At 36.6% G+C, this 24,535-nt stretch carries 22 protein-coding genes; 11 read left to right on the forward strand and 11 right to left on the reverse strand.

Going from position 1 to position 24,535, the window contains the following annotated elements:
- The first annotated feature begins 165 nt into the window (after positions 1-165).
- The 9 genes from kdsC (at position 166) to mgtE (ending at position 7,429) form a co-directional block, all read left to right on the forward strand.
- Entirely contained in the window at positions 166-714 is a 549-nt protein-coding gene (gene kdsC, locus ACR30L_RS14275; protein ID WP_435234914.1) for a 3-deoxy-manno-octulosonate-8-phosphatase KdsC, read from the forward strand.
- The gene (lptC, locus tag ACR30L_RS14280) at positions 715-1,278 is read left to right on the forward strand and encodes an LPS export ABC transporter periplasmic protein LptC (protein WP_435234915.1); all 564 of its coding nucleotides are present in this window, start codon (positions 715-717) and stop codon (positions 1,276-1,278) included. It abuts the gene before it with no gap.
- Entirely contained in the window at positions 1,265-1,801 is a 537-nt protein-coding gene (gene lptA / locus ACR30L_RS14285; RefSeq protein ID WP_435234916.1) for a lipopolysaccharide transport periplasmic protein LptA, read from the forward strand. Before lptC ends, lptA begins: the two co-directional genes overlap by 14 nt.
- 5 nt (positions 1,802-1,806) lie before the next feature.
- A complete protein-coding gene (gene lptB, locus ACR30L_RS14290) occupies positions 1,807-2,532 on the forward strand; it encodes an LPS export ABC transporter ATP-binding protein (RefSeq protein ID WP_435234917.1) in 726 nt (241 codons plus the stop codon).
- Between the two features lie 36 nt (positions 2,533-2,568).
- Positions 2,569-4,014 carry an RNA polymerase factor sigma-54 gene (locus ACR30L_RS14295; RefSeq protein ID WP_435234918.1) on the forward strand — a complete coding sequence of 482 codons (1,446 nt, stop codon included), beginning with the start codon at positions 2,569-2,571 and terminating at the stop codon, positions 4,012-4,014.
- 217 nt (positions 4,015-4,231) lie between these two features.
- Positions 4,232-4,678: a PTS IIA-like nitrogen regulatory protein PtsN gene (gene ptsN, locus ACR30L_RS14300; RefSeq protein WP_435234919.1), complete on the forward strand. Its 447-nt coding sequence runs from the start codon at positions 4,232-4,234 to the stop codon at positions 4,676-4,678.
- Between the two features lie 174 nt (positions 4,679-4,852).
- Positions 4,853-5,701, forward strand: coding sequence for an RNase adapter RapZ (gene rapZ / locus ACR30L_RS14305; protein ID WP_435234920.1), 849 nt, complete (start codon positions 4,853-4,855; stop codon positions 5,699-5,701).
- Between the two features lie 7 nt (positions 5,702-5,708).
- Positions 5,709-5,984: an HPr family phosphocarrier protein gene (locus ACR30L_RS14310; protein ID WP_435234921.1), complete on the forward strand. Its 276-nt coding sequence runs from the start codon at positions 5,709-5,711 to the stop codon at positions 5,982-5,984.
- An 83-nt stretch (positions 5,985-6,067) separates the two neighbouring features.
- Positions 6,068-7,429: a magnesium transporter gene (gene mgtE, locus ACR30L_RS14315; RefSeq protein ID WP_435234922.1), complete on the forward strand. Its 1,362-nt coding sequence runs from the start codon at positions 6,068-6,070 to the stop codon at positions 7,427-7,429.
- A gap of 37 nt (positions 7,430-7,466) precedes the next feature.
- Here mgtE and ACR30L_RS14320 read toward each other — a convergent pair whose 3' ends face one another.
- The gene (locus ACR30L_RS14320; RefSeq protein WP_435234923.1) at positions 7,467-7,832 is read right to left on the reverse strand and encodes a YacL family protein; all 366 of its coding nucleotides are present in this window, start codon (positions 7,830-7,832) and stop codon (positions 7,467-7,469) included.
- Between the two features lie 620 nt (positions 7,833-8,452).
- On the opposite strand from ACR30L_RS14320, the gene ACR30L_RS14325 reads away from it, so the two are divergent.
- Entirely contained in the window at positions 8,453-8,998 is a 546-nt protein-coding gene (locus tag ACR30L_RS14325) for a hypothetical protein (protein WP_435234924.1), read from the forward strand.
- A gap of 71 nt (positions 8,999-9,069) precedes the next feature.
- On the opposite strand, the gene ACR30L_RS14330 is transcribed toward ACR30L_RS14325, so the two are convergent.
- Genes ACR30L_RS14330 through ACR30L_RS14340 form a run of 3 tightly spaced genes read right to left on the reverse strand, consistent with a single transcriptional unit; the run spans position 9,070 to position 10,390 of the window.
- Positions 9,070-9,465 carry a DUF3465 domain-containing protein gene (locus ACR30L_RS14330; protein WP_435234925.1) on the reverse strand — a complete coding sequence of 132 codons (396 nt, stop codon included), beginning with the start codon at positions 9,463-9,465 and terminating at the stop codon, positions 9,070-9,072.
- A gap of 41 nt (positions 9,466-9,506) precedes the next feature.
- A complete protein-coding gene (locus ACR30L_RS14335; protein WP_435234926.1) occupies positions 9,507-9,977 on the reverse strand; it encodes a GNAT family N-acetyltransferase in 471 nt (156 codons plus the stop codon).
- Between the two features lie 47 nt (positions 9,978-10,024).
- Complete coding sequence (locus ACR30L_RS14340; RefSeq protein WP_435234927.1) at positions 10,025-10,390, reverse strand: hypothetical protein; 366 nt, start codon at positions 10,388-10,390, stop codon at positions 10,025-10,027.
- A gap of 179 nt (positions 10,391-10,569) precedes the next feature.
- Here ACR30L_RS14340 and ACR30L_RS14345 point away from each other — a divergent pair, with 179 nt between their 5' ends.
- On the forward strand, positions 10,570-12,636 hold the full coding sequence (locus ACR30L_RS14345; RefSeq protein WP_435234928.1) for an EAL domain-containing protein: 2,067 nt from the start codon (positions 10,570-10,572) through the stop codon (positions 12,634-12,636).
- Between the two features lie 95 nt (positions 12,637-12,731).
- Here ACR30L_RS14345 and ACR30L_RS14350 read toward each other — a convergent pair whose 3' ends face one another.
- The 7 genes from ACR30L_RS14350 to guaB form a co-directional block, all read right to left on the reverse strand.
- Positions 12,732-13,397 (reverse strand): PHP domain-containing protein, encoded by a 666-nt coding sequence (locus ACR30L_RS14350; protein ID WP_435237916.1) that lies wholly within the window; start codon positions 13,395-13,397, stop codon positions 12,732-12,734.
- A 341-nt stretch (positions 13,398-13,738) separates the two neighbouring features.
- On the reverse strand, positions 13,739-15,169 hold the full coding sequence (lpdA, locus tag ACR30L_RS14355) for a dihydrolipoyl dehydrogenase (protein WP_435234929.1): 1,431 nt from the start codon (positions 15,167-15,169) through the stop codon (positions 13,739-13,741).
- A gap of 116 nt (positions 15,170-15,285) precedes the next feature.
- The gene (aceF, locus tag ACR30L_RS14360) at positions 15,286-16,854 is read right to left on the reverse strand and encodes a dihydrolipoyllysine-residue acetyltransferase (protein ID WP_435234930.1); all 1,569 of its coding nucleotides are present in this window, start codon (positions 16,852-16,854) and stop codon (positions 15,286-15,288) included.
- A 63-nt stretch (positions 16,855-16,917) separates the two neighbouring features.
- Entirely contained in the window at positions 16,918-19,581 is a 2,664-nt protein-coding gene (gene aceE, locus ACR30L_RS14365; RefSeq protein ID WP_435234931.1) for a pyruvate dehydrogenase (acetyl-transferring), homodimeric type, read from the reverse strand.
- 1,034 nt (positions 19,582-20,615) lie between these two features.
- On the reverse strand, positions 20,616-21,161 hold the full coding sequence (gene ampD, locus ACR30L_RS14370) for a 1,6-anhydro-N-acetylmuramyl-L-alanine amidase AmpD (protein WP_435234932.1): 546 nt from the start codon (positions 21,159-21,161) through the stop codon (positions 20,616-20,618).
- A 97-nt stretch (positions 21,162-21,258) separates the two neighbouring features.
- The gene (gene guaA, locus ACR30L_RS14375; RefSeq protein ID WP_435234933.1) at positions 21,259-22,839 is read right to left on the reverse strand and encodes a glutamine-hydrolyzing GMP synthase; all 1,581 of its coding nucleotides are present in this window, start codon (positions 22,837-22,839) and stop codon (positions 21,259-21,261) included.
- Between the two features lie 73 nt (positions 22,840-22,912).
- Positions 22,913-24,373: an IMP dehydrogenase gene (gene guaB / locus ACR30L_RS14380; protein WP_435234934.1), complete on the reverse strand. Its 1,461-nt coding sequence runs from the start codon at positions 24,371-24,373 to the stop codon at positions 22,913-22,915.
- Between the last annotated feature and the right edge of the window lie 162 nt (positions 24,374-24,535).

The raw sequence follows: 24,535 nt of genomic DNA on the forward strand, positions 1-24,535 counted from the left end.
AAGTTATTCTCTTCGATTAAAATATAACAAGTCGATTGTAATTCCTTCAGTCACGAAGATTAACACTTTATTTTTCAACTAATAACCTAGACAATGTCCGATTAAGTACGAATAAAGTGACGACTACTCTATTTAATCCTATTGAAAAAGCTATCGAGAATTCAAATGTTCACAACTCCCTACGGCAAAATCAGCAAGGCTAACCAAGCTCGCGCATTAAAGATAAAATTACTCATTTGTGATGTAGATGGTGTTTTTTCCGATGGCCGCATCTACCTCGGCAACCAAGGTGAAGAATTAAAAGCATTCCATACAAAAGATGGTTTTGGTATTAAAGCAATATTAAATGCAGGTATTAATGTTGCCGTTATCACAGGAAGACAATCGCATATTGTTGAAAATAGAATGCAAGCATTAGGCGTACCATATATTTATCAAGGAAAAGAAGATAAACTGACGGTTTACCAATCATTGCTGGAAAAACTCAATTTAACGCCGGATAACGTCGCTTATATTGGAGATGATGTCGTTGACCTTCCAGTCATTAAAGATTGTGGATTAGGTATTGCCGTTCAGGATGCGCATCCTTTAATGAAACAAGAAGCGGATCTCATTACTTATACCAAAGGGGGATTTGGTGCAGTGAGGGAAATTTGCGATCTATTTTTACAATGCCATAATCTGCTTAACATTACACAGGGCAAAAGCGAGTAAATGAATAAACGCCAAAGCATTCCATTTATAGTTTTATTATTGGCCTTTTTGTTGTGGTTATATTTTAAACCACAATCAAATGTTATTGAGGCGCCTAAATATCAACTCAATTATATCATCAATGGAGCAAGCAATACCCATTTTGATGAGACTGGCAACATGGAATATAAAATATCAGCAATAAAAACAACCGGATTATCCGATGACGATATTACTATATTTGAGCATCCAAAACTGACTGTCTATATTAATGATGAAAAAAAGGATAATCTGAGTGTTTGGCAAATCAGTAGTGAAAAAGGTATCCTTTCTAAACAAAGTAAGTTACTTTTGTCCGATAATGTATTAGTTAAAAACCTCACTGAAGATCAACTTATACAAACAATGGAAACTGAAAAATTAACCATATTATTAGATAAAAAAGAATTAAATACCGATCAGTTAGTTACTTGGAAAGGCCCGCAAATGGAGCAACAAGGAATCGGTATGTGGGGTTCGCTGGTTACGGAAGAATTAATAGTTAAAGATCAAATAAAAGCGGTATACTTTAATGAAAATAAATAAAATCCTGTTCGCTGTTAGCACATTACTTGTTTCTTTTTCAAGCAATGCCATCGAATCAGACTATTCACAACCTATTCATGTCAGCTCATTACAACAGCATGCAAAAATGGCAGAAAATAAAGTTATTTTTTCAAAGGAAGTGTTATTAACCCAAGGCACTATCAAAATAACTAGCAACACATTAACCGTTGAACGAGATACAAAAATAAATAGCGAAAAGATGACTGCAGAAGGATTACCTGCCACCTTTTACCAAACGCAAAACGATGGTCGCCCATTAACAGCAAAAGCCAATTATATTAGTTATAATGTTGCGGAGGGGAAAATCACGCTCAGTGGCAGTGCACAAGTTAAACAGCTTGATAGTGAAATTAATGCTTCAAAAATAGTCTATTTTCTTAAAACAAAAGAACTTATTGTAGGCACGGGAGAATCTAATAAAGATCGAGTTAATACTGTTTTTCTCCCTTCTCAATTTGAAAAAACGAAACAAGACACAACTAACTCGAATAAAGAAGAATAAATCAAATGGCTGAATTAATAGCAAAAGGCTTAGTAAAAAGTTATAAAGGTCGTACCGTTGTTAATGGCGTTAGTATTACCGTGAAAACCGGTGAAATTGTAGGATTACTTGGTCCAAATGGAGCAGGTAAAACAACATCTTTTTATATGGTTGTTGGCCTAGTAAAACAAAATGCAGGCACTATTTTTTTAGACCATGAAGATCTTTCTAACCAACCAATGCACATTCGTGCACAAAAAGGGATTGGTTATTTACCGCAAGAAGCATCTATTTTTAGACGTTTAACGGTAACTGAAAATATCATGGGCATTTTACAAATGCGTAAAGAGTTATCACAAGCGGAGCGCCTAGAGAAACTAGAAATGTTACTCGAAGAGTTTCATATAACCCATATACGTAGTAATAAAGGAATGAGTTTATCGGGCGGAGAGCGTCGCCGTGTAGAAATTGCACGAGCATTAGCAACTGAACCCAAATTTATCCTTTTAGATGAACCCTTTGCAGGGGTTGATCCTATTTCAGTTATTGATATTAAAAATATTATTCAACAGCTTAGGGATAGAGGTTTAGGCGTACTAATCACAGATCATAATGTACGTGAAACACTGGATGTTTGCCAACACTCATATATTGTTAGCCATGGTGAAATTATTGCAATTGGAACCCAAGATGAAATCTTAGCAAATGATCAAGTTAAACAGGTTTATTTAGGCAATGAATTCACACTCTAAGCTAACAATGGTTGAATAGGAGGAAAAAATATTTTGATGAAACAAGGGTTACAATTGAAGATGGGTCAGCAACTCGCCATGACTCCTCAATTACAGCAAGCAATTAAATTATTACAACTTTCTACACTCGATTTGCAGCAAGAGATCCAAAATGCGCTCGACGAAAACCCACTACTTGAACAAGATGACAAAACAAGCAGTGAAGAAGCACATAAAGAACAAGACAGTAGTCAAATTGATACTTCGGAAGCAATCACAAAGCAAGAATTTTCTGACGATCTTCCTGCGGAAACTGATTGGGAAGAATCCTATAGCCCAGTTCCAACGACCTCCGTTGCTTCAGGTGGTGCAAGCTATGAAGGTGAAGATACAGTTTATCAAGGTGAATCATCAAATACATTACAAGACCACTTACTGTGGCAAATGGAACTAACACCTTTTTCTGAAACTGATCAACTTATTGCGACTTCTATTATCGACTCGATTGATGAATCAGGTTATTTAACAAGTACGTGTGAATCTATTTTAGAAAGCTTAAGTGTTGATATTGAAGATCTTGAACTTGATGAAATTCAAGTTGTATTAAAACGTATTCAACATTTTGATCCGATTGGTGTTGCAGCCCGTTCCACCCAAGAGTGTTTACAAATTCAACTTCAACATTTAGCCCCCGATACTGAATGGCTAGCCGAAGCGCAAATGGTATTAGAGTGCCATATGGATTTATTGGCAAATCGCGATTACCGCACATTGGCTAGAAAAACAAAATTAAAAGAAGCGCAACTTGCTGAAGTTATGCGTTTAATTCAAAGTTTAGAGCCTCGTCCTGGCAATCAAATTGAAGAATCACATGCACAATATATTGTCCCCGATGTTTACGTAAAAAAAATAGCAGGACAATGGCGTGTTTCATTAAATCCAGACTGTGATCCAAACCTATCGGTCAACACCCAATACGCTAATTTATGTAAAGGTAATATTAGTAAAAGTGATTCACAATTTATTAAGGGCCACTTACAAGAAGCAAAATGGTTTATTAAAAGCTTAGAAAGTCGTAATGAAACACTCTTAAAAGTGTCTAATTGTATTGTTCAACAACAACAAGCCTTTTTTGAATACGGCGATGAAGCAATGAAACCAATGGTATTAAATGATGTTGCCTTTGCAGTAGACATGCACGAATCGACTATTTCTCGTGTAACTACGCAGAAGTTTATGCATACACCAAGAGGTATTTATGAACTTAAATTCTTCTTTTCTAGCCACGTTGCAACAGAAAGTGGTGGTGAATGTTCATCAACAGCTATTCGCGCTTTAATTAAAAAGCTCGTCAGTGCAGAACTAACAACAAAACCTTTAAGTGATAATAAAATAAGTAAATTACTTGAGGAACAAGGTATAAAAGTAGCGCGTCGTACGATTGCAAAATACCGAGAGTCGTTAGGTATCCCACCTTCTAATCAACGAAAACAATTACTCTAACAACTTTAATTCGATGTTCACTTATGTATTAAAAGCGAGGTGAACACGAATAAAATTAAATAATTCAGTGATATCCTAGCGTTATCCATAAAGTTTTCTCTACAGGTTGTTAAATTTTTAATTAATATTAAAAAAATGAGTATTTCTTGATACGTATTTACCTGTAAACTGCTAAACTTTCGCGCTTCTTAATATCGCAGCTAAAGTAGATTAAAATATGAAAATATCGACCCTATTAACTAAAGACTCTGTATTTAGTCAAGTACGTTGTACCAGTAAAAAATCTGCACTCGAAATAATCAGTCATATTGCAGCGGAAAAACTGGATATCGATGCACAGAGACTTTTTAATGATCTCATTAGTCGCGAAAAAATTGGTTCTACGGGCGTAGGCTCGGGTATTGCAATTCCGCACGTAAAAATTGACAGCAGCTTACCTGCGACAGCAGTTTTTATACAATGTGAAACACCTATTGATTATGATTCCTATGACGGTAACAAAGTGGATATACTGTTCGCGATATTCGTTCCTGAAGATCGCTGTCAGGAATATTTAGCAACATTGTCAGAGATCAGTCAAAAGCTCTTAAATAAGACATTTTTAAAGCAATTAAGAACCGCTGAAAGCGCTGAAACACTGTTTGAATTATTACAGGCTGAATAATCTACATAGTTTACTTAAATTAATTTATTAAATTGTAATTATTAGTTTTAACAACTTGAATTTCAAAAGAAAAAAGTACAGGATGTGGTAGTTAGTTTTTATGGCTAACACACATCTATTTTATAGAGATAAAATAATAATTATGTAATAAAATAAGTATAAATTGGAGTTATGATGAAACTCGTCGTTATTAGTGGACGCTCTGGATCAGGTAAAACGATAGCGCTTCACGTACTTGAAGATTTAGGTTATAACTGCATCGATGGTGTACCCTTCCAACTTCTCGAACAATTAATTGATACTGTTTCTGAAAAAAACAATAAAGTCGCCATCACCTTAGACATCCGTAACCTTCCCGATAAAAGCGCTAAAATACAAACTCTCCTTGCCACCTTGCAACAAAAACAAAACGTGCAAATGAAAATTATCTATCTCGATGCAATTGGTAGTGAATTAGTTCGCCGTTATAGTGAAACAAGACGTTTCCACCCACTTTCTAAACATAAAATATCTCTATCTAATGCCCTTGAACTTGAAAGTGAGCTGTTATTACCCATTCATGAATGCGCGGGTTTAACCATTGATACAACGACATTATCGATTCACAATTTAAATGAACGTATCAAGATTTATCTACAGGGCTCAGACAAAAGCAAATTACTTATTATCTTCAAATCTTTCGGATTTAAATACCAACGTCCTGAAGATGCAGATTATATTTTCGATGTCCGTTTTTTACCGAACCCGCATTGGGTACCGGAATTAAAACCTTATAATGGTCAACAACAACCGATTAAAGACTTTTTAGATTCACATAAAGTTGTGAAGCAAACCATTAATCAAATTGAAAATTTATTTCAATCTTGGTTGCCCCATCTTGAAACCAGCAACCGCAATTACGTGACAATTGGCATTGGTTGCACGGGAGGAAAACATCGTTCTGTTTATGTTACGGAAGAACTAGCAGCACGATTTGCAACTAAATATCAGGTACAAATTGAACATAAATGCATAAATGAGTAATAAAAATATGGATATCATTAAACAAACCACTACAATACAAAACAAATTAGGTTTGCATACACGCGCAACGATCAAACTTGTTGAATTGGTCAATTCTTTCGATGCAACTATAACTATTCGTCATCAAGGAAAACAGGCTGATGCAGATAGTGTATTAGGTTTAATGGTACTTGAAACATGCTTCGGACAGGAAATTGAAATTATCGCTAAAGGTAATCAAGCAAGAGAAGCAATTGATGCTGTAACGAAGCTAATTGAAGATAAGTTTTTAGAAGAAGAATAATAATATACGACTCGGCACTTAGCACACCTTCTTAGATAGAAAGGGAAAAGCTGAATCAAAGTATACATTACAACGGAGGCCCTATGTTGGAAAACACTGACTCACAAAACGCCCAACAATGTCTCCATGAAGTCAATAAAGCCCTTGAAAGCGGTATGTTTGTCAAAGCCCGCAGTATCCTTGAAAACATGCCAGCCTGCGACGTTGCATTAATCCTCGAATCTTCCCCACCAACTAATCGTAAAGTACTATGGAACTTAACCGATCATGATCTCCATGGTGAAATCCTTGAAGAATTAAACGAAGATGCAAAAGATGGCATCATCAACCTGATGGGGGCAACTAAGTTAGTGGCTGCAACAGAAGGCATGGATACCGATGATCTAGCTTATGTATTACGTAGTATTCCCGATAGTCTGTATCAAGCAGTTCTTCAAGAGATGGATGAGCAGGACAGGCATCGCGTCCAACAAGCACTTGCCTATCCAGAAGATACCGCAGGTTCGATTATGAATACGGATACCATCACCCTAAGACCCGATGTATCTATCGATGTAGTATTACGTTATTTACGTTTAAAAGGAGAGCTTCCAGAAGCAACAGATACGCTTTATGTCGTAAATGAAGAGGATCAACTTATTGGTGATGTCCCACTTTCAACACTATTAACAGTGAATCCTTCGCTTTCAATTGCCGAAGTGATGAATAATAAAATTGAGACCTTACTCGTCGAAATGCCTGAAACAGACATAGCCAAACTATTTGAGCGCCATGATTGGATTTCTGCCCCCGTAGTTGATGAAAGTAACCATTTATTGGGGCGAATCACTATCGATGATATTGTCGATATTATTCGAGAAAATGCAGAACATTCAATGATGGGAATGGCCGGTATGGATGACGATGAAGATACCTTCGCGCCTATTCTCCCAAGTACAAAGCGCAGAACACTTTGGCTCTCAATTAATTTAATATCAGCCTTAATTGCGGCCTCAGTAACCAATATGTTTGAAGCAACCTTAGAACAAATGGCAACATTAGCGGTTCTAATGACAATTGTGCCAAGCATGGGTGGCATTGCAGGTAACCAAACTCTTGCATTGGTTATTCGTGGTATTGCGGTTGGACATATCGGAACTGGGAATACAAAATGGCTGATTGGTAAAGAAGCAGCAGTTGGTGTTCTCAACGGCATTATTTGGGCTTTATTAGTCGCCACTGCAGTTACCTTTTGGAAAGGTGACTTGTCAGTTGGTTTAATCATTGCCGGCGCCATGTTTATCAATTTATCCGCTGCAGGTATTGCAGGTGTAACAATACCACTAATAATGCATAAATATAAAATAGACCCTGCATTGGCTGGCGGAATGGCATTAACGACCGTCACCGATGTTATCGGCTTATTTTCATTCCTTGGTATGGCAACATTAGTATTAAGTTATTAAATTAATGAGGGTGTCACCTGCCCTCATTTAAATGAATTTAATCTATAAAAGCCAACCAAGACTCAAGTAAATTTACAAAGTCTTCTAGGCCACAAGAAGCTTGAATTTCTAAATCATAAAAATTCATATCCTCATCTAATCCCAACTCTTCTTGGTTATTTAAAATACTGTGATTTGCAACTTGTGCTTCACCTTCAGTCAATAATAAAGAAAATTCACTCCCTTGCATTTTAATTTCGTTGATCTGATGTTGCTGCAATAAAGCAATCTGCTCGAGTAATTTTTTAACCCAAGAGGCCTGTTGTCCTTCTTGCTCTAACCAAGTAGCAAAAGCCTCGTGACCCATAGATATTTTCACCGTTGCAGACTCACTAATAAAGTGCTTTCTAAATTCAAATTCCATCGTTTCTCAAATAATTAATTAATAAAAATTATTGCAAGTATACAATAAGGGCGCATCTAATCGGAACGTAAAAACACGATAATTTAGAGCAACTTCGTTAGCAATCAATCGTTTTCCTTTTTATCCCGTAAAACATTAAGGCTATCGCTAAACCTTAAGTATTCATTGAAAATAGCTTCAATGTAATCTTTTCTAAAAAATTAATCGGATAAATTTGATGGGTCACTTTTATCCCCTTGCTTTATATCTTCGATTAGTCCTAGATGATTTAGCATTGAAATAATATGCTTAAAAGATATAAACATGCTCCCAATATTGATAAAACAATAATTTCTAAGACAATCATAAGTGACCATTCAATACGCAAAACCACCTCGTCTCTAATTGAAGACTACTTAACCAATTGATTTTTAACAAAATAAACATATACAACTAAACAATGTCTGCAAATTGCGACTAATAACTAAATATTACAGATAAAGAACACCCAAAATACTCATAACACATTGAATAATAACAACTAAATAAAACTGGCATGCATTTAGCTAATGTACAAATATCGTTATTAAATAACGTTATCTTTTAAACAATTAATTTATAAATATAAACGGAGTTAAACTATGAACAAAACACTTATCCTTGCATTTGCTATTGCCGTTGCATCATTTGGTTGTGCTGATGAAGAAGTGGCTTCTGTAACCACTACAGATGGAACTGTTGCTCCTGCTGAATCTGTAGAAAACGTTGCTGTTGAATCTGGTACAGTTGAATCCGATGATGTTGTTGCTTTAACTGTTAAAGAGACAGAAGATGCAGCTAATGACATGGTTGATGCTGTCGATGAAAACCTAGAGGAAGCTTCTGATACCGTTGCTTCAATTGATGTGAATGAAGTTGTTGATACCACTACAGAAACGATTACTGCACAGGTTGATCAAACAACTGATTCAGTAAATGATACTGTTTCTTCAATTGATAGTGCAATTAATGATAGCGTAAACGATATTACCTTCGAAAATATTGATACCGACTTAGATGGCGTTATTACTGAAGCTGAAGCAGAAATGAACCCATCACTTGAAAATGTATTTACAAAATTAGACTTAGACCAAAATGGTGATTTAAGTAAAGCTGAATTCAAACAATATGCAATGCTTACTAAATAACATTTAGTCCTTTAAAATAGTTATCTACCTGCTATCAAATAATATTTGCTAGCAGGTATTTTTTTATCTAATTATTGATATGTTTTATCTTGATGTTTTAACCAACCATCAATATGTGAGCCTCTTGGGTCCTTGTGTGTCCAATGAACGACACCACCTTTATTGTTCCATTCATACTCACCATAAAACGCCACGCGATCGCCTACTTTTACATTTTCAATACGAGGAGCTAAGTCAATATTATGTGCAATTAATACCGTATGCTTGCTATCAATACGAAGAATAAACTTTTGATGCTTACTCTCCTGTAAATCATCGGCAAGAATAACAAACACCTCCCCTTCTCCTTTAACCTGCACATCACTTTTTTGACTATCATAGGCTTCCTTAATGGAAGTATTATTCGACAATACAGGCAAAGTAAACAGACTAATAATAACAACAAGAGCTGCAATAATTTTCTTCATTTTATTATCCTTTATTGTTACTTAAACAGGCGAACACCAGTTTAATCATTAATTATTTTAGATAAAATGCGAGATGAATTTTTAAAACCCAGTTTGTTATAAAACTGCTGTGCCTCTTTATTGAATTCCATTACCTCTAGTCTAATTTCACCTGCGCCTAATTGATTAGCCCAAGTACGACAGGATGAGATAAGCGTTTTACCAATGCCCTGTTTTCGTTGATTCTGATCAACAACAATGGTGCTAATTCTACAAATAGGATCTTTATTGATAAAGGGAACTAATTCATTTTTATTGATTATCGCAGTCAAAAAACCAACGACCTTTCCTGATACATTCGCAACTAAAAATAACCGATCTGTATCTTTTAATGCATTAATAAGAAATGCTTTTTCTGCTGCTGAAGGCTTTTCAAAAATATGCGGAGCATGTTGATAATGAAACTCACCAATCTGCCGATTTAATTCCAATAAACTATCAATATCAGTCTCACTTGCCCTTCTTATATCCATATCACTCCTATTTGCCTAAAGACACCATCAATGACTTCACTTTTACGCTAAGGTAACGCCACCGTTAATTCCTGCCCACCATATTCATGAATAAGATCATGGGCCTGCACTTTCACTGTTTTAATATTTTCAGGAATATGAATATCAGACAAACTTCGTGTAAACGGTTGTTCATTTACATGAGGATGATAAAGAATACGTGTCGCTAAAACATTATCCTGTAAATCAACAATATCCCACTTATTAACGTAATGATCCCAGCCTGTGTCTTTATGTAATACAGTCACATCAAAGTGATATGTTGCCGTGTTTATTTTTTTAACGTCCACTTTTAACACATCCGCCTCATTGCTAATCCCATTAACGCTATAAAATAACGAACAAACCACGACGAATAAAGACTTGCTATTCATAAAGTTCCCCTTTTTTATGCTACTATAAAAATAAAACAATAAGTCAATTTATCATAGTTTTAATGTCACTAATCACATTCACGATAACTAACCTACCATATTTCACAATTCAAACTAAAATATAGAAATACAATAAACAATATTATGAATTTAATTTAATGATTAGGTTCCGGTAGATAATGAAATCACACAATAAAGTAGACCATCAATATATTATCAATGACCCTCTTCATCAACTTTTTGATACAGTCGATGTTATTTCTGTTCAAGGATATGATCACGAACGCCGCGTTATCTACTGGAATAAAGGCAGTGAGTTATTGTATGGTTACACACAAAAAGAAGCATTGGGTCAGAAACTTGAAAATCTAATTATCCCTAACGAGATGCATGATTTAGTCATTGCAGCGCATTCCGATTGGATAAATAAAGGCATAAAAATACCAAGCTCTGAAATAACACTTTGTGACAAACACGCTAAAGATATTACCGTATTTTCCAGTCATGTTATGTTTACCAATCAATATCATCGTAAACAAATGTATTGTATCGATATTAATCTAGCCGATCTAAAACACGCACAAGCTAATGCAAAATTCAAAGAAAATATGTTTGAAACGCTCGTTGATGCCAGCCCCGATCTCTTTTTAATAATGAATACCGAAAGCATTATTATTGACTATCACACAACGGAAAGTGATAATTTCGCACTTTCATCAGCTCCTATTATCAATCAAAACATAACAACTATCTTCCCCGAAGACATCGCCTTTAAATTTAAAAATCATATTGATAAAATCATCAAACATAAGAAGATGCTTAGTTTTGAATATGAGCAACACACACCACAAGGAGTAGCCTATTTCGAAGTAAGAATGAGCTATCTCCCTCAATATGAACAAATCATCACCATTATTAGAGATATAACCGAACAATATAAATCGGCTGAAATTATACGACATCAAGCATATTTCGACCCCCTAACATCATTACCAAACCGGCTTTTATCACTGGATCGTTTATCCCAAATGCTTATTAAAGTAAGTAAAAATGGAGAAAAAACCGCCATTTTATTTCTCGATTTAGACGACTTTAAAAAAGTAAATGATTCTCTTGGTCATGGGATGGGCGATAAAATACTGCTAGAGTCAGCAAAACGATTAGAGCAAGTTGTACAAAAGAAAGATACTGTCGGACGGTTTGGCGGTGATGAATTTATTATTTTATTACCTGAAATAACTGATAATAATCAGGCTTTAATAACAGCTGAAAAGTTATTAAAAGCATTCAGAGCCCCATTTAAAATAAATGGTAGAGAATTAATAATTACATTGAGTATTGGTATTGCTATCTCACCCGAAAATGGAAATTCTCCAGATGAGTTATTAAGCCATGCAGACACTGCAATGTACCAAGCTAAATCATTAGGCCGTAATACGTATTCATTTTTTACTAAGGAGATGAATACAGCAATGCTTCGCCGTTTTGAAATTGAAGAACAAATGCATGGGGCACTCAAACGTAATGAATTTGAGCTCTACTTTCAACCACAAATAGATGTGAAAGATTCTAGTATTATTGGTGCAGAAGCATTACTGCGTTGGCACAACCCCATTTTAAGCCCTATTGGTCCCAATGAATTTATCCCCATTGCAGAACAAACGGGATTAATCATCTCCATTGGTCGATTCGTTATCGAAGAGGCATTAATATTTTTATCTCGTTGGCAGATTGAAGATCATAAAAAGTACACAATTGCGATTAACTTATCTCCAACACAATTTAGAGATGTTGCATTAGTCAGTTTCATTAAACAATCTTTACAGAAACATAATATTGAACCCAAATATTTAGAAATTGAGATTACTGAAGGCGTTTTGATGAGCGGTGAATCTTATATTCATGAAGCATTAATGGAAATGAATCAACTTGGTGTGAAACTATCCATGGATGATTTCGGTACCGGTTATTCTTCATTAAGTTATTTAAGAGAATACACCTTTGATGTATTAAAAATAGATCAAAGCTTCGTGCATGGCCTACCTGAAAATGAAGCCGACTGTAAATTAGTCAAAGCAACCATCGCAATGGCTCATAGTCTAGGGCTTCATGTCATTGCAGAAGGTGTTGAAACAAAACCTCAATTAAACTTATTGGCGCGCTTAGGTTGTGATTTTGCACAGGGGTATTACTTTAGTAAACCAAAACCCAAAGAAGAAGTAATTGAATTTTCAGCAAAAAAATAATAAATGAAAAGTGAAATCGCACAGCCCTAAGAATAAAGAGCTGATGCATTTATTATTAACCAGAGTACTTTTGATTAATGATTTTTACTCAATCATTAATGATGCACCGCGGAACTTGCTTTAAGGGAATCAATAATATTATAAGGTATCTGTAAATCACCAAATCCGGTGCCAAGATCGACACCCGGTTTTCTTTTCCCATGGAAATCACTCCCTCCTGTTACAATTAAACCATATTGAGAGGCTATTTTATTAAATTGAGAGACGTCATGATTAGAATGAGTCGTATAAATCCCTTCAATACCATTAAGCCCAACGCTTGCTAATTCTTCTACTTGACGACTTAATTCATCCGTAGACAAACAATACTCAAGGGGATGTGCTAAAGAAGACAAGCCACCATAATTAGAAATTATTTTGATCGCCTCCTCAGGACTTCCAGTCCCGCGACTAAGATCAATTTCTAAATTTCGAATAATTTTAGTACGCTCATCAGTATTATTCTCAAAAAAGTACCCAAGTATATGAAATCCGAAATAGGATCCTGGTGCGAAAGAAGAGACTTCGATACCAGGAATTAACTCAAGGTTTGAATGTAATGTTGCAATATAATCAATCGCTTCTTGTACTCCCCTCATCGTATCATGATCAGTCATTGCAATAGCACTCAACTGTTTTTCTATTGCATAATCAACTAATTCCCTAGGTGTAAATGAGCCATCTGAAGCAGTTGTATGGATATGTAAATCAATGGTTTTCATCACAAATATGCCTTATTTAATTATAATAAAAATGATTTATGTCCCTTGATAAAAGGTAATAAATCGCAGAAATATTTTGATTCGGTTTCAGTAAGATTGAAAAGGAATATTACAAAGAAGAATAGACTTAACTTAATGTTATGATATACCATAACATTATTTGTGAATTATTTATATAATAACCATAAAAAAATAATTATATTGATAGGTAAATTCACTGATTGAGAATGAACAATAACATTATACTAGGTGTTAATTTACTGACATCTAGTACAGCTATTTAAATTTAGGCTATAAAAAAAGGCGCTAAAAAGCGCCTTATTACACATTATATTAGATGACTACTTTTTACGTTTTACCGCTTTCGCATTTGGTAAATCTGTAATTGAACCTTCATAAATTTCCGCAGCTAAACCAACAGATTCATGAAGTGTTGGATGCGCATGAATTGTTAATGCCATATCTTCTGCATCACAACCCATTTCAATTGCTAAGCCGATTTCACCTAGTAATTCACCAGCATTAGTCCCAACAACGGCACCACCAATAACACGATGAGTATCTTTATCGAAAATAAGTTTAGTCATACCATCACTACAATCCGACGCGATTGCACGGCCAGAAGCTGCCCAAGGGAAAACTGATTTTTCGTAGTTAATACCTTGTTCTTTTGCTTCTTTCTCAGTTAAACCAACCCAAGCCATTTCTGGTTCAGTATAAGCAATTGAAGGAATTGTTTTAGGGTCGAAGTAATGTTTCTTCCCAGCAATAACCTCAGCGGCAACATGGCCTTCATGCACACCTTTATGCGCAAGCATAGGTTGACCAACGATATCACCGATAGCTGAGATATGAGGTACATTGGTAAGCATTTGTTTATCAACTTCAATAAAGCCACGTTCGGTTACCGCAATACCCGCTTTTTCTGCATCAACAGAAAGACCATTTGGAACACGTCCAACAGCAACAAGTACTGCATCGTATGGTTGTGGTTCTGCCGGTGAACTTTCGCCTTCAAATGAAACGTAAAGCGCATCTTCTTTGGCTTCAACTGCAGTCACTTTAGTTGACAGCATGATATTAAATTTGTCTTTGACTTTTTTAGTATACACTTGCACGATATCGATATCAGCAGCAGGCACTAATTGACTCGCAAATTCAACAACATCAACTTTTGAACCCAATGATTTATATACAGTTCCCATTTCCAAACCGATAATACCACCACCTAAAATAAGCAGGCGTTCTGGTACACTTTTAAGCTCAAGTGCATCTGTAGAATCCCATACACGAGGATCGTCATGTGGAATAAATGGTAATTTAACAGGCCGAGAACCAGCAGCAACGATTGCATTATCAAAGTTAACCGTCGTTGTTTCACCTTCGCCTTCTACAACGATAGTGTTAGGGCCAGTAAATTTACCGAAACCATTGACAACGGTTACTTTACGCATTTTAGCCATGCCTTGTAGACCGCCAGTTAATTGCGATACTACTTTTTCTTTCCAAACACGAATCTTATCAACATCGGTTTTTGGCTCACCAAACAAAACTCCATGTTCAGAAAGTGCTTTTGCTTCTTCAATAACTTTAGAAACGTGTAATAATGCTTTCGATGGGATACAACCTACGTTTAAACAAACACCGCCTAATGTGCTGAATTTTTCAATTAATACTGTTTCTAATCCTAAATCAGCTGCGCGAAATGCTGCAGAATATCCAGCCGGACCAGAACCTAATACGACAACTTGTGCTTTAATTTCTTTACTCATTTTGACCTCTATATTTTAGCCGTTACGCTAGAAAAACAGTTGAAGTTTTTCGAGTCTATTTCACTGTGAGATAAATGCAAAAAAACAGGTCGACAATTGCCGACCCGTTCACACATTTATAAAATCAGTGTACGTAAATCAGATAGATGTTTGTTTACTGCAGTGATGAAACGAGCACCATCTGCACCGTCAATTACACGGTGGTCATAAGAAAGAGCAAGTGGAACAACTAAACGTGGTTCGAACTCTTTACCATTCCATACTGGTTTCATTGCAGATTTAGACACACCTAAAATTGCAACTTCTGGTGCATTTACGATTGGTGTAAATTGTGTACCACCGATACCACCCAGGCTAGAGATAGTCATACTACCACCTTGCATATCTTTCGCTGTTAATTTACCAGCACGCGCTTTTTTAGAGATTTCTCCGATTTCACGACAAATATCGTAGATACCTTTATTTAGAACGTCTTTAACTACAGGAACAACAAGGCCATTAGGTGTATCAACAGCAATACCGATATTAAAGTATTTTTTCAATACTAAGCTATTTCCATCTTCAGATAATGACGAGTTGAAATTAGGGTATTGTTGTAATGCTTTAGCAACTGCTTTCATCATAAATACTAATGGGCTAATTTTTAGACCTAAGTCTTGTTTAGCTGCAATTGCATTTTGTTCTTTACGGAACGCTTCAAGATCAGTGATATCAACTTCATCGAATTGTGTAACATGTGGAATTGTTACCCAGTTACGATGTAATGCAGGACCAGAGATTTTCTGAATGCGAGAAAGTTCTTTTACTTCCACTTCACCAAATTTAGCAAAATCAACTTTTGGAGAAGCAGCAACCGCAAGACCACTACCGCCGCCTGATTTAGCAAGCAATAATTGTGATTTAACGTAAGTTTGAACGTCTTCTTTAGTTGTACGTCCTTTAGGACCAGTCGCAGGAATAACGGCAAGATCTAAGTTAAATTCACGTGCAATACGACGAACAGAAGGAGAAGCTTTAATCGAACCAGCGATAGAAACTTGTGCCGGTGCAGGTTGAGCCGCAGCAGCAGCTTTAGGAGCTTCTACAGCAGGCGCTGCTTTTGGTGCTTCTGCAGGAGCTGATGCAGGAGCCGCAGCACCTTCAACTTCAACAACAAATACAAGCGTACCTTCTGAAACACTGTCACCAACATTTACTTTAATTTCTTTAACCACACCAGCAACCGATGAAGGTACATCCATTGATGCTTTATCACCTTCAAGTGTCAGTACATCTTGATCTTCTGTGATTGTATCACCAACAGCAACCATGATTTCTGTTACGTCTGCAGCATCTGCACCGATATCAGGAAGTAAGAACTCTTTTAGAGCCGTACCTGTTGCAGCTGGTGCAGCAACGGGTGCTGCTTCAGCAGGCGCAGCGGCTGGTGCTTCAGCAGGCGCAGAGCCAGCAACTTCAACCATCAATACCAGTGTACCTTCAGATACACTATCACCGATATTTACTTTAATTTCTTTAACTACACCAGCAACTGATGAAGGTACGTCCATAGACGCTTTATCACCTTCGATAGTCAGTATATCTTGGTCTTCAGCAATCGTATCACCAACAGAAACAAGGATCTCTGTAACATCAGCAGCATCAGCACCAATATCAGGTAGTAAAAATTCTTTTAATTCAGACATAATATTTTTCCTAATCTATAAAACGAATTTGCCACCATTAAGATGGCAAACCACGTATTTAATTTACGCAAATAATGGGTTGATTTTGTTTACATCGATAGAGTACTTAGCAATCGCATCAGTCACTACAGAAGTCTCGATATCACCACGTTTTGCTAACTCGCTTAACGCTGCTACTACAACGTAACTTGCATTAACTTCAAAATGACGACGTAAATTATCACGGCTATCACTTCGACCGAAACCATCTGTACCTAATACTTTATAGGTATCACTTGGCACGAATGCACGAATTTGTTCTGCATAGTTTTTCATGTAATCCGTAGCAGCAATAGTTGGTTCATCACCCAGAATTTCAGTCACATAAGGTACTTTAACTTCAGCGCCAGGGTTGAGCATACTTTGGCGTTCAAGATCTTGACCTTCACGTGTTAATTCATTAAATGACGTCACAGAGAACACGTCAGAAGCAACGTTATATTCTTCACTTAGGATAACAGCAGCTTTACGTACTTCGTTCATGATTGTGCCAGAACTTAATAGTTGTACTTTGTTATTACCTGCATGCGTTTCAAGTTTGTAGATACCTTTACGAATACCATCTTCAGCACCTTCAGGCATTGCTGGCATTGCGTAGTTTTCATTCATCATAGTGATATAGTAGAAAACATTTTCTTGCGCTTCACCGTACATACGTTCGATACCATCTTGGATGATAACAGCTAATTCATAAGCGAATGTAGGGTCATAGGAAACACAGTTAGGAATAAGGTTCGCTTGAATATGACTGTGACCATCTTCATGTTGAAGACCTTCACCATTTAGCGTCGTACGACCAGCAGTCGCACCTAATAGGAAACCACGTGCTTGTTGATCACCCGCAAGCCATGCCATATCACCAATACGTTGGAAACCAAACATAGAGTAATAGATGTAGAATGGAATCATTGGTAAGTCATTTGTACTGTATGAAGTTGCAGCTGCAACCCATGTCGCCATAGAGCCTAACTCATTGATACCTTCTTGTAATACTTGACCAGAAGTTGCTTCTTTATAATAAGATACAACACCGCGATCTTCAGGAATATATTCTTGGCCCGTTGGGTTATAAATACCCACCTGACGGAATAAACCTTCCATACCAAAGGTACGCGCTTCATCACAAATGATTGGTACAATATTTTTACCAATACCTTTATCTTTAAGCAATGTATTTAAAATACGCACATAAGCCATTGTGGTTGAAATTTCACGTTTTTGCTCCTGTAGAAGCGGTGCAAATTTATCTAATGCAGGAATCGCTAATTTTTCAGAGAACTTACGAGAACGTTTAGGCGTATAACCTAACAATGCTTCACGATGACCGTGTAAGTATTTGTACTCAGGTGAACCTTCTTCAAGGGTCAAGTATGGTAATTCAGCTGCTTTTTCATCATCAACAAGGTCTTGTAACCCTAAACGATCACGTAAAGCTAGAATGTGTGTTTCATTCATTTTTTTCACGCCGTGGGCAATATTTTTACCCTCAGCAGCAGCACCCATGCCGTAACCTTTAACTGTTTTAGCTAAGATAACGGTTGGTTTACCAGTCGTTTCCTGTGCATTTTTGAATGCCGCATACAATTTAGCAGAATCATGACCACCACGTTTAAGCGCAAAGATCTCTTCATCTGTCCATGTTGCAACTAATGCAGCTGTTTCAGGGTATTTACCAAAGAAATGCTCACGAACATAAGCACCATCTTTTGATTTGAATGCTTGGTAATCACCATCAACAGTTTCTTCCATCAGTTGTAATAATTTACCCGATGAGTCTTGTGCGATTAAAGAATCCCAGTTACTACCCCAGATTACTTTAACAACATTCCAACCTGCACCATGGAATAGGCCTTCAAGTTCTTGGATAATGCTACCATTACCCATAACTGGACCATCTAAACGTTGCAAGTTACAGTTAACTAAGAAACATAAATTATCTAGTTGTTCACGTGCAGCAAATGATAAAGAACCACGTGATTCTGGCTCATCCATCTCGCCATCGCCAAGGAAAGCGTAAACACGTTGATTAGCAGTCGGTTTTAAACCACGTCCATCAAGATATTTTAAGAAACGCGCTTGATAAATAGCAGTAATTGGACCAAGTCCCATTGATACAGTTGGGAACTGCCAAAATTCAGGCAATAGTTTTGGATGTGGATAAGAAGGCAAACCTTTACCTTCTGTTTCCTGACGAAAATTATCTAGCTGTTCAGCCGTTAAACGTCCTTCAACAAATGCACGCGCGTAAATCCCAGGAGAGATATGACCTTGGTAATAAACTAAATCACCGCCATCATTTTCATTTGGTGCTCGGAAGAAATGGTTAAAACCAACTTCGTAAAATGACGCAGCAGATTGGTAAGAAGCCATATGGCCACCCAAGTCTAAATCTTTTTTAGATGCGTGCATTACAATCATGATTGCGTTCCAGCGAATGATAGAACGTATACGACGTTCGATATCAAAATCACCTGGGTACATTGGCTGATCGGCTAAAGCAATAGTATTAAGGTAGTTGGTATTAATATCAGTTGGTAACTTAACGCCATCTATACGAGCTTGTTCTGTTAACTTCTTAATAATAAACTGAGCACGCTCAGTTCCTTCATCTTCAAGAATATCAGCCAGAGCATCAAGCCATTCTGAAGTTTCTTGTGCATCAATATCATTGTTTCGAATGTCGGTCATGACACTTTCCTTCTCTGTCACTAAATAATCCTAGCTATTAGGCTAAGTGTTTTGTTTGGCTTACTTAGAAAGAATAACTGTTAGATATAAACATAAGGAAGCAACCTAAACCACTTACTTATGTTTATACCGCAACAATATCAAACCAAGTAAAATATCAAATCAATTTTACTGGTAAAATTAACGATCGTTTCGTTGTTTCCATCTCAATAGCCAATTACTTTCTTTGAGAACACGCAAAAGAGCATGTGCAAAACAATCAACAGACTAAATATTGATTGATTAAGCGACTTGCTCTTATATGTTTTGTGTGGAAATCAGCTTATTTAGTTAATGTAAAACAGCACACTAATAAATAAAATGAATAGTCAATTATTGAATATTATTACCAATTCGTTTCTATAGATAAAAGTTAACAACTATTTAACCTAACGTCCAGAAAATATTGACGAAGATCAAAATTCTTTCGTCAATATTGACTAAAAAACGAACAAGTAAGATTCATTGTTTTTAAAAAAATAAGAACAACGCTAATAATATTACAATAACACTTTTATTTTTGCACGACAGATCGCAAATTAAAATAAAATATTATCGATAAAATTTAACTAAGAACGATAAAAAAACATGAAAATGACGTTTTAAATGACTACTTGCAATTAAATCACATCTAGAACAATGATAAAGATTACTTTTCACAATTTAAAAAATCTAATCAGGAAACCCAACTCAAACAAATAACAATTTGATTTAAAAGGTTAATTTTATTGTATTAGAAATAAATAATATAAGTTAAATAATAAAATACCAAAAACAACCTAACTACCCACAAAAAAAACATTGATGAAAATCAACATATGGTAATTATACTAAACAAAAATAAAATCGATAGCGATATCTTTATAAAATATTTTTAATAAATAATACAATATTACTTATTAAAAATATTGAATGTTATTGTACAATAAACAAACGAATTAAATTAACAGAAATTGTTTATAATTCGACCTTATTTGGAACAATCAGAGGTAAAGCTATTTATTCAATAGGTGAAAATAATGTTCCCAATCGAAATAGTTACCAGGATCTGTTTTACGGCCAGGGGCAATATCACTGTGGCCAGTAATTCTATCGGCAGATATTTTTGGGTAATGGGTTTGGATGGCAAGTGTTAATTCAGACAGAACTTGATATTGAATATCCATATAAGCAGACTTATCCGTGCCTTCTAATTCAATGCCAATTGAAAAATCATTGCACCCTTCTCTCCCATCAAAAGATGACACGCCAGCATGCCAAGCGCGTTTATTAAAAGAAACATATTGCTCGATTGTTCCATCACGTCTTATCACACAATGTGCAGAGACTTCTAATCCATCTAAATCCTTAAAGCTAGGATGTGCACAACAATCTAAGCAACCAGTAAACAAATGCTCAATTGCCTTACCTCCATACATCCCCTCAGGTAAACTAATACAATGAATAACCAATAATGAAGGCATTTCACCATTAGGCCTTTCATTAAAAAAAGGCGAAGGAATTTGCTTAGCTGGTTGGTAAAAACCGAGTTGATCGATCATAAAGTTCCTTAAGCAACAAAGACTGATTCAATCATACCTTTATTCTCAGTCAAAAAAAAAGGCGCTCAATGCGCCTTAATCAATTAATAATGAAACATTATTCCCATTCGATAGTTGCAGGTGGTTTACCTGACACATCATAAACAACACGAGAAATGCCATCTATTTCATTAATGATACGGTTAGACACATGACCAATCAACTCGTAAGGCAAATGTGACCAACGAGCAGTCATAAAGTCAATGGTTTCCACACAACGTAATGAAACAACCCAATCGTATTTACGACAGTCTCCCATTACACCAACAGAACGTACAGGCAAAAAGACAACAAAAGCTTGGCTAACTTTATGATAAAGATCCGCTTTATGAAGCTCTTCAATGAAAATAGCATCGGCACGACGTAGTAAGTCACAGTATTCTTTTTTCACTTCGCCCAAGACACGTACACCTAAACCAGGCCCAGGAAAAGGATGACGATAAAGCATATCGTATGGTAAACCTAATTCTAAACCAATTTTACGTACTTCATCTTTGAATAGTTCACGTAATGGCTCAACTAGACCCATCGCCATATCATCGGGTAAGCCACCTACATTATGATGAGATTTAATAACATGTGCTTTACCCGTTTTAGAAGCTGCAGATTCAATTACATCGGGATAAATAGTCCCTTGCGCTAACCATTTTGCATTCGAAAGCTTCTTCGATTCTTCATCGAAGATTTCAACGAATACACGACCAATTATTTTACGTTTTGCTTCTGGCTCTGATTCTCCAGCCATTTGCTCTAAAAAACGGTGCTCGGCATTAACATGAACAATATTAAGTCCAAATTTAGCACCGAACATATCCATGACCTGTTGGCCTTCATTTAAACGTAGCAGACCGTTATCGACAAAGACACAAGTTAACTTATTACCGATAGCACGCTGTAATAACATCGCAACCACCGATGAATCAACGCCACCAGATAATCCTAAAATAACTTCATCATCACCGACTTGTTCTTTCATACGCGCAACGGCATCTTCTATAATTGATGCAGGCGTCCAAAGTGTTTCACAGCCACAAATATCAACAACAAAATTACGTAACATACCTTGACCTTGACTGGTATGTGTTACTTCTGGATGAAATTGTACGCCATAAAAACGTTTTTCTTCATTGGCAATCGCCGCATATTTACAAGTCGTTGTGTTTGCAATAGTTATGAAATTTTCTGGAATTTCAGAAACTTTATCCCCGTGACTCATCCAAACATCTAACAGGGTATTCCCATTTTCGGCTTGATCATCTTCAATATTATTTAGAAATGCCGAAGCCGCTTGTACTTCTACTTGTGCATAACCAAATTCACCTTCACCCTCACCTTTAATAACTGCACCACCAAGTTGTGCAGACATTGTTTGCATGCCATAACAGATACCTAATACAGGCACGCCTGCTGTAAATACATATTCTGGGGCACGAGGAGAAGCTTCCGCGATGACACTTTCTGGACCACCAGCGAGAATAATACCGTTTGGATTAAAATCTTTGATATCTTGCTCATCAACATCCCAGCTCCATAGCTCACAGTAAACACCGATTTCACGTACACGACGTGCGATTAATTGTGTGTATTGAGAACCAAAATCTAAAATTAAGATTCGTTGCTCATGAATGTTTTTAGTCATAGAAAGATCCTTTTTTAAAAAGAATAAAAGAGGGCAATGCCCTCTTTAAAATAAATTTATTTTAACCTAAAGATTAACGGCTGTAGTTAGGCGCTTCTTTAGTAATTGCAACATCATGTACGTGGCTTTCACCCATACCTGCACTGGTGATTTTTACAAACATTGCTTTTGTATTCATTTCTTCAATGGTTGCACAACCTGTTAAGCCCATTGATGAACGCAATCCACCCATTTGTTGATGAATAATTTCTTTTACTTTACCTTTATAGGCAACACGCCCTTCGATACCTTCAGGTACTAATTTATCAGCCGCATTATCAGATTGGAAGTAACGGTCTGATGAACCTTGAGACATTGCAGCAAGCGATCCCATACCACGATAAGATTTATACGAACGACCTTGGTATAAAATAATTTCGCCAGGAGATTCTTCCGTACCCGCAAACATACTCCCCATCATTACACAAGACGCCCCAGCTGCTAATGCTTTTGCAATATCGCCAGAGAAACGAATACCACCGTCTGCTATTACAGGAATACCAGTACCAGCAACGGCACTCACCGCTTCAGAGATAGCTGTAAGTTGTGGTACACCAACACCGGTTACAATACGTGTAGTACAAATTGAACCTGGGCCGATACCTACTTTTACTGCATTACAACCAGCTTCGACTAAGGCTTTGGCACCTTCACTTGTTGCGATATTACCACCAATAATTTGTAGATCAGGGTAAGCAGCACGTGTTGCTTTGATACGATCTAACACGCCTTGAGAGTGACCATGGGAAGAGTCGATTAATAAAACATCAACGCCCGCTTCTACTAAAGCTGCAACACGTTCTTCGTTACCAGCACCAGCGCCAATCGCAGCACCAACACGTAAACGACCTAACTCATCTTTACAAGCATTAGGTTTACGCTCTGCTTTACGGAAATCTTTAACCGTAATCATCCCTTTGAGTTTAAAGTTATCATCGGTCAATAATACTTTCTCAATTCGATGCGCATGCATTAATGCTTCGACTTCATCACGTGAAGTATCCGGTTTAGCTGTTACAAGATCAGCTTTTCCAGTCATTACTTCCGACACTTTTTTAGTTAAATCCGTTTCAAAAACAATATCACGTCCAGTAATAATACCAACTAGTTCACCACTCCCCTCTACAACAGGGTAACCAGCAAAACCATGGTGTTCAGTTAATTCTTTAATTTGAGCAAGCGTAGTATCAGGCGCAACAGTAACGGGATTAGCAACGACCCCGCTTTCATGAATTTTAACTAAACGAACTTCTTCCGCTTGTTTTTCAATCGACATGTTTTTATGAATAAAACCAATACCACCTTCCTGTGCTAACGCGATAGCAAAACGCGATTCGGTTACCGTGTCCATAGAAGCTGACACTACAGGGATATTTAATGAAATCGTTTGAGTTAATTTGGTTCGAAGGTCGGCGGTATTTGGCAGCACCGTCGAGTGACCGGGTACGAGTAATACGTCATCAAATGTTAGGGCTTCTTTGGCAATTCGTAGCATTGCAATATCTCACTTATAGTTGGGAGGATTGTCTGCACCCAAAATGATTGGGTACGATATTGCGGATGGATTTTAATCCTTCTGCGAGCTAACTACAAATAAAAATTAGCTTGTGAAGCATTTATTTTTATAAGCGATTAGAAAAATGCTATTATTCACCGA

It is taken from the genome of Psychromonas saccharinae (assembly GCF_051201515.1).
In the GTDB taxonomy this organism is placed as follows: domain Bacteria; phylum Pseudomonadota; class Gammaproteobacteria; order Enterobacterales; family Psychromonadaceae; genus Psychromonas.

Bases quoted from the DNA above. Each gene is read 5' to 3' on its own strand.
- ptsN (WP_435234919.1), top strand. From the start codon at position 4,232: ATGAAAATATCGACCCTATTAACTAAAGACTCTGTATTTAGTCAAGTA.
- ACR30L_RS14340 (WP_435234927.1), bottom strand. From the start codon at position 10,390: ATGAATAGCAAGTCTTTATTCGTCGTGGTTTGTTCGTTATTTTATAGC.
- rapZ (WP_435234920.1), top strand. From the start codon at position 4,853: ATGAAACTCGTCGTTATTAGTGGACGCTCTGGATCAGGTAAAACGATA.
- lptA (WP_435234916.1), top strand. From the start codon at position 1,265: ATGAAAATAAATAAAATCCTGTTCGCTGTTAGCACATTACTTGTTTCT.
- ACR30L_RS14320 (WP_435234923.1), bottom strand. From the start codon at position 7,832: ATGGAATTTGAATTTAGAAAGCACTTTATTAGTGAGTCTGCAACGGTG.
- guaB (WP_435234934.1), bottom strand. From the start codon at position 24,373: ATGCTACGAATTGCCAAAGAAGCCCTAACATTTGATGACGTATTACTC.
- lpdA (WP_435234929.1), bottom strand. From the start codon at position 15,169: ATGAGTAAAGAAATTAAAGCACAAGTTGTCGTATTAGGTTCTGGTCCG.
- ACR30L_RS14345 (WP_435234928.1), top strand. From the start codon at position 10,570: ATGAAATCACACAATAAAGTAGACCATCAATATATTATCAATGACCCT.
- aceE (WP_435234931.1), bottom strand. From the start codon at position 19,581: ATGACCGACATTCGAAACAATGATATTGATGCACAAGAAACTTCAGAA.
- kdsC (WP_435234914.1), top strand. From the start codon at position 166: ATGTTCACAACTCCCTACGGCAAAATCAGCAAGGCTAACCAAGCTCGC.
- ACR30L_RS14330 (WP_435234925.1), bottom strand. From the start codon at position 9,465: ATGAAGAAAATTATTGCAGCTCTTGTTGTTATTATTAGTCTGTTTACT.
- mgtE (WP_435234922.1), top strand. From the start codon at position 6,068: ATGTTGGAAAACACTGACTCACAAAACGCCCAACAATGTCTCCATGAA.
- guaA (WP_435234933.1), bottom strand. From the start codon at position 22,839: ATGACTAAAAACATTCATGAGCAACGAATCTTAATTTTAGATTTTGGT.
- aceF (WP_435234930.1), bottom strand. From the start codon at position 16,854: ATGTCTGAATTAAAAGAATTTTTACTACCTGATATTGGTGCTGATGCT.
- ACR30L_RS14325 (WP_435234924.1), top strand. From the start codon at position 8,453: ATGAACAAAACACTTATCCTTGCATTTGCTATTGCCGTTGCATCATTT.
- ACR30L_RS14295 (WP_435234918.1), top strand. From the start codon at position 2,569: ATGAAACAAGGGTTACAATTGAAGATGGGTCAGCAACTCGCCATGACT.
- lptC (WP_435234915.1), top strand. From the start codon at position 715: ATGAATAAACGCCAAAGCATTCCATTTATAGTTTTATTATTGGCCTTT.
- ACR30L_RS14350 (WP_435237916.1), bottom strand. From the start codon at position 13,397: ATGAAAACCATTGATTTACATATCCATACAACTGCTTCAGATGGCTCA.
- ACR30L_RS14335 (WP_435234926.1), bottom strand. From the start codon at position 9,977: ATGGATATAAGAAGGGCAAGTGAGACTGATATTGATAGTTTATTGGAA.
- ampD (WP_435234932.1), bottom strand. From the start codon at position 21,161: ATGATCGATCAACTCGGTTTTTACCAACCAGCTAAGCAAATTCCTTCG.
- lptB (WP_435234917.1), top strand. From the start codon at position 1,807: ATGGCTGAATTAATAGCAAAAGGCTTAGTAAAAAGTTATAAAGGTCGT.
- ACR30L_RS14310 (WP_435234921.1), top strand. From the start codon at position 5,709: ATGGATATCATTAAACAAACCACTACAATACAAAACAAATTAGGTTTG.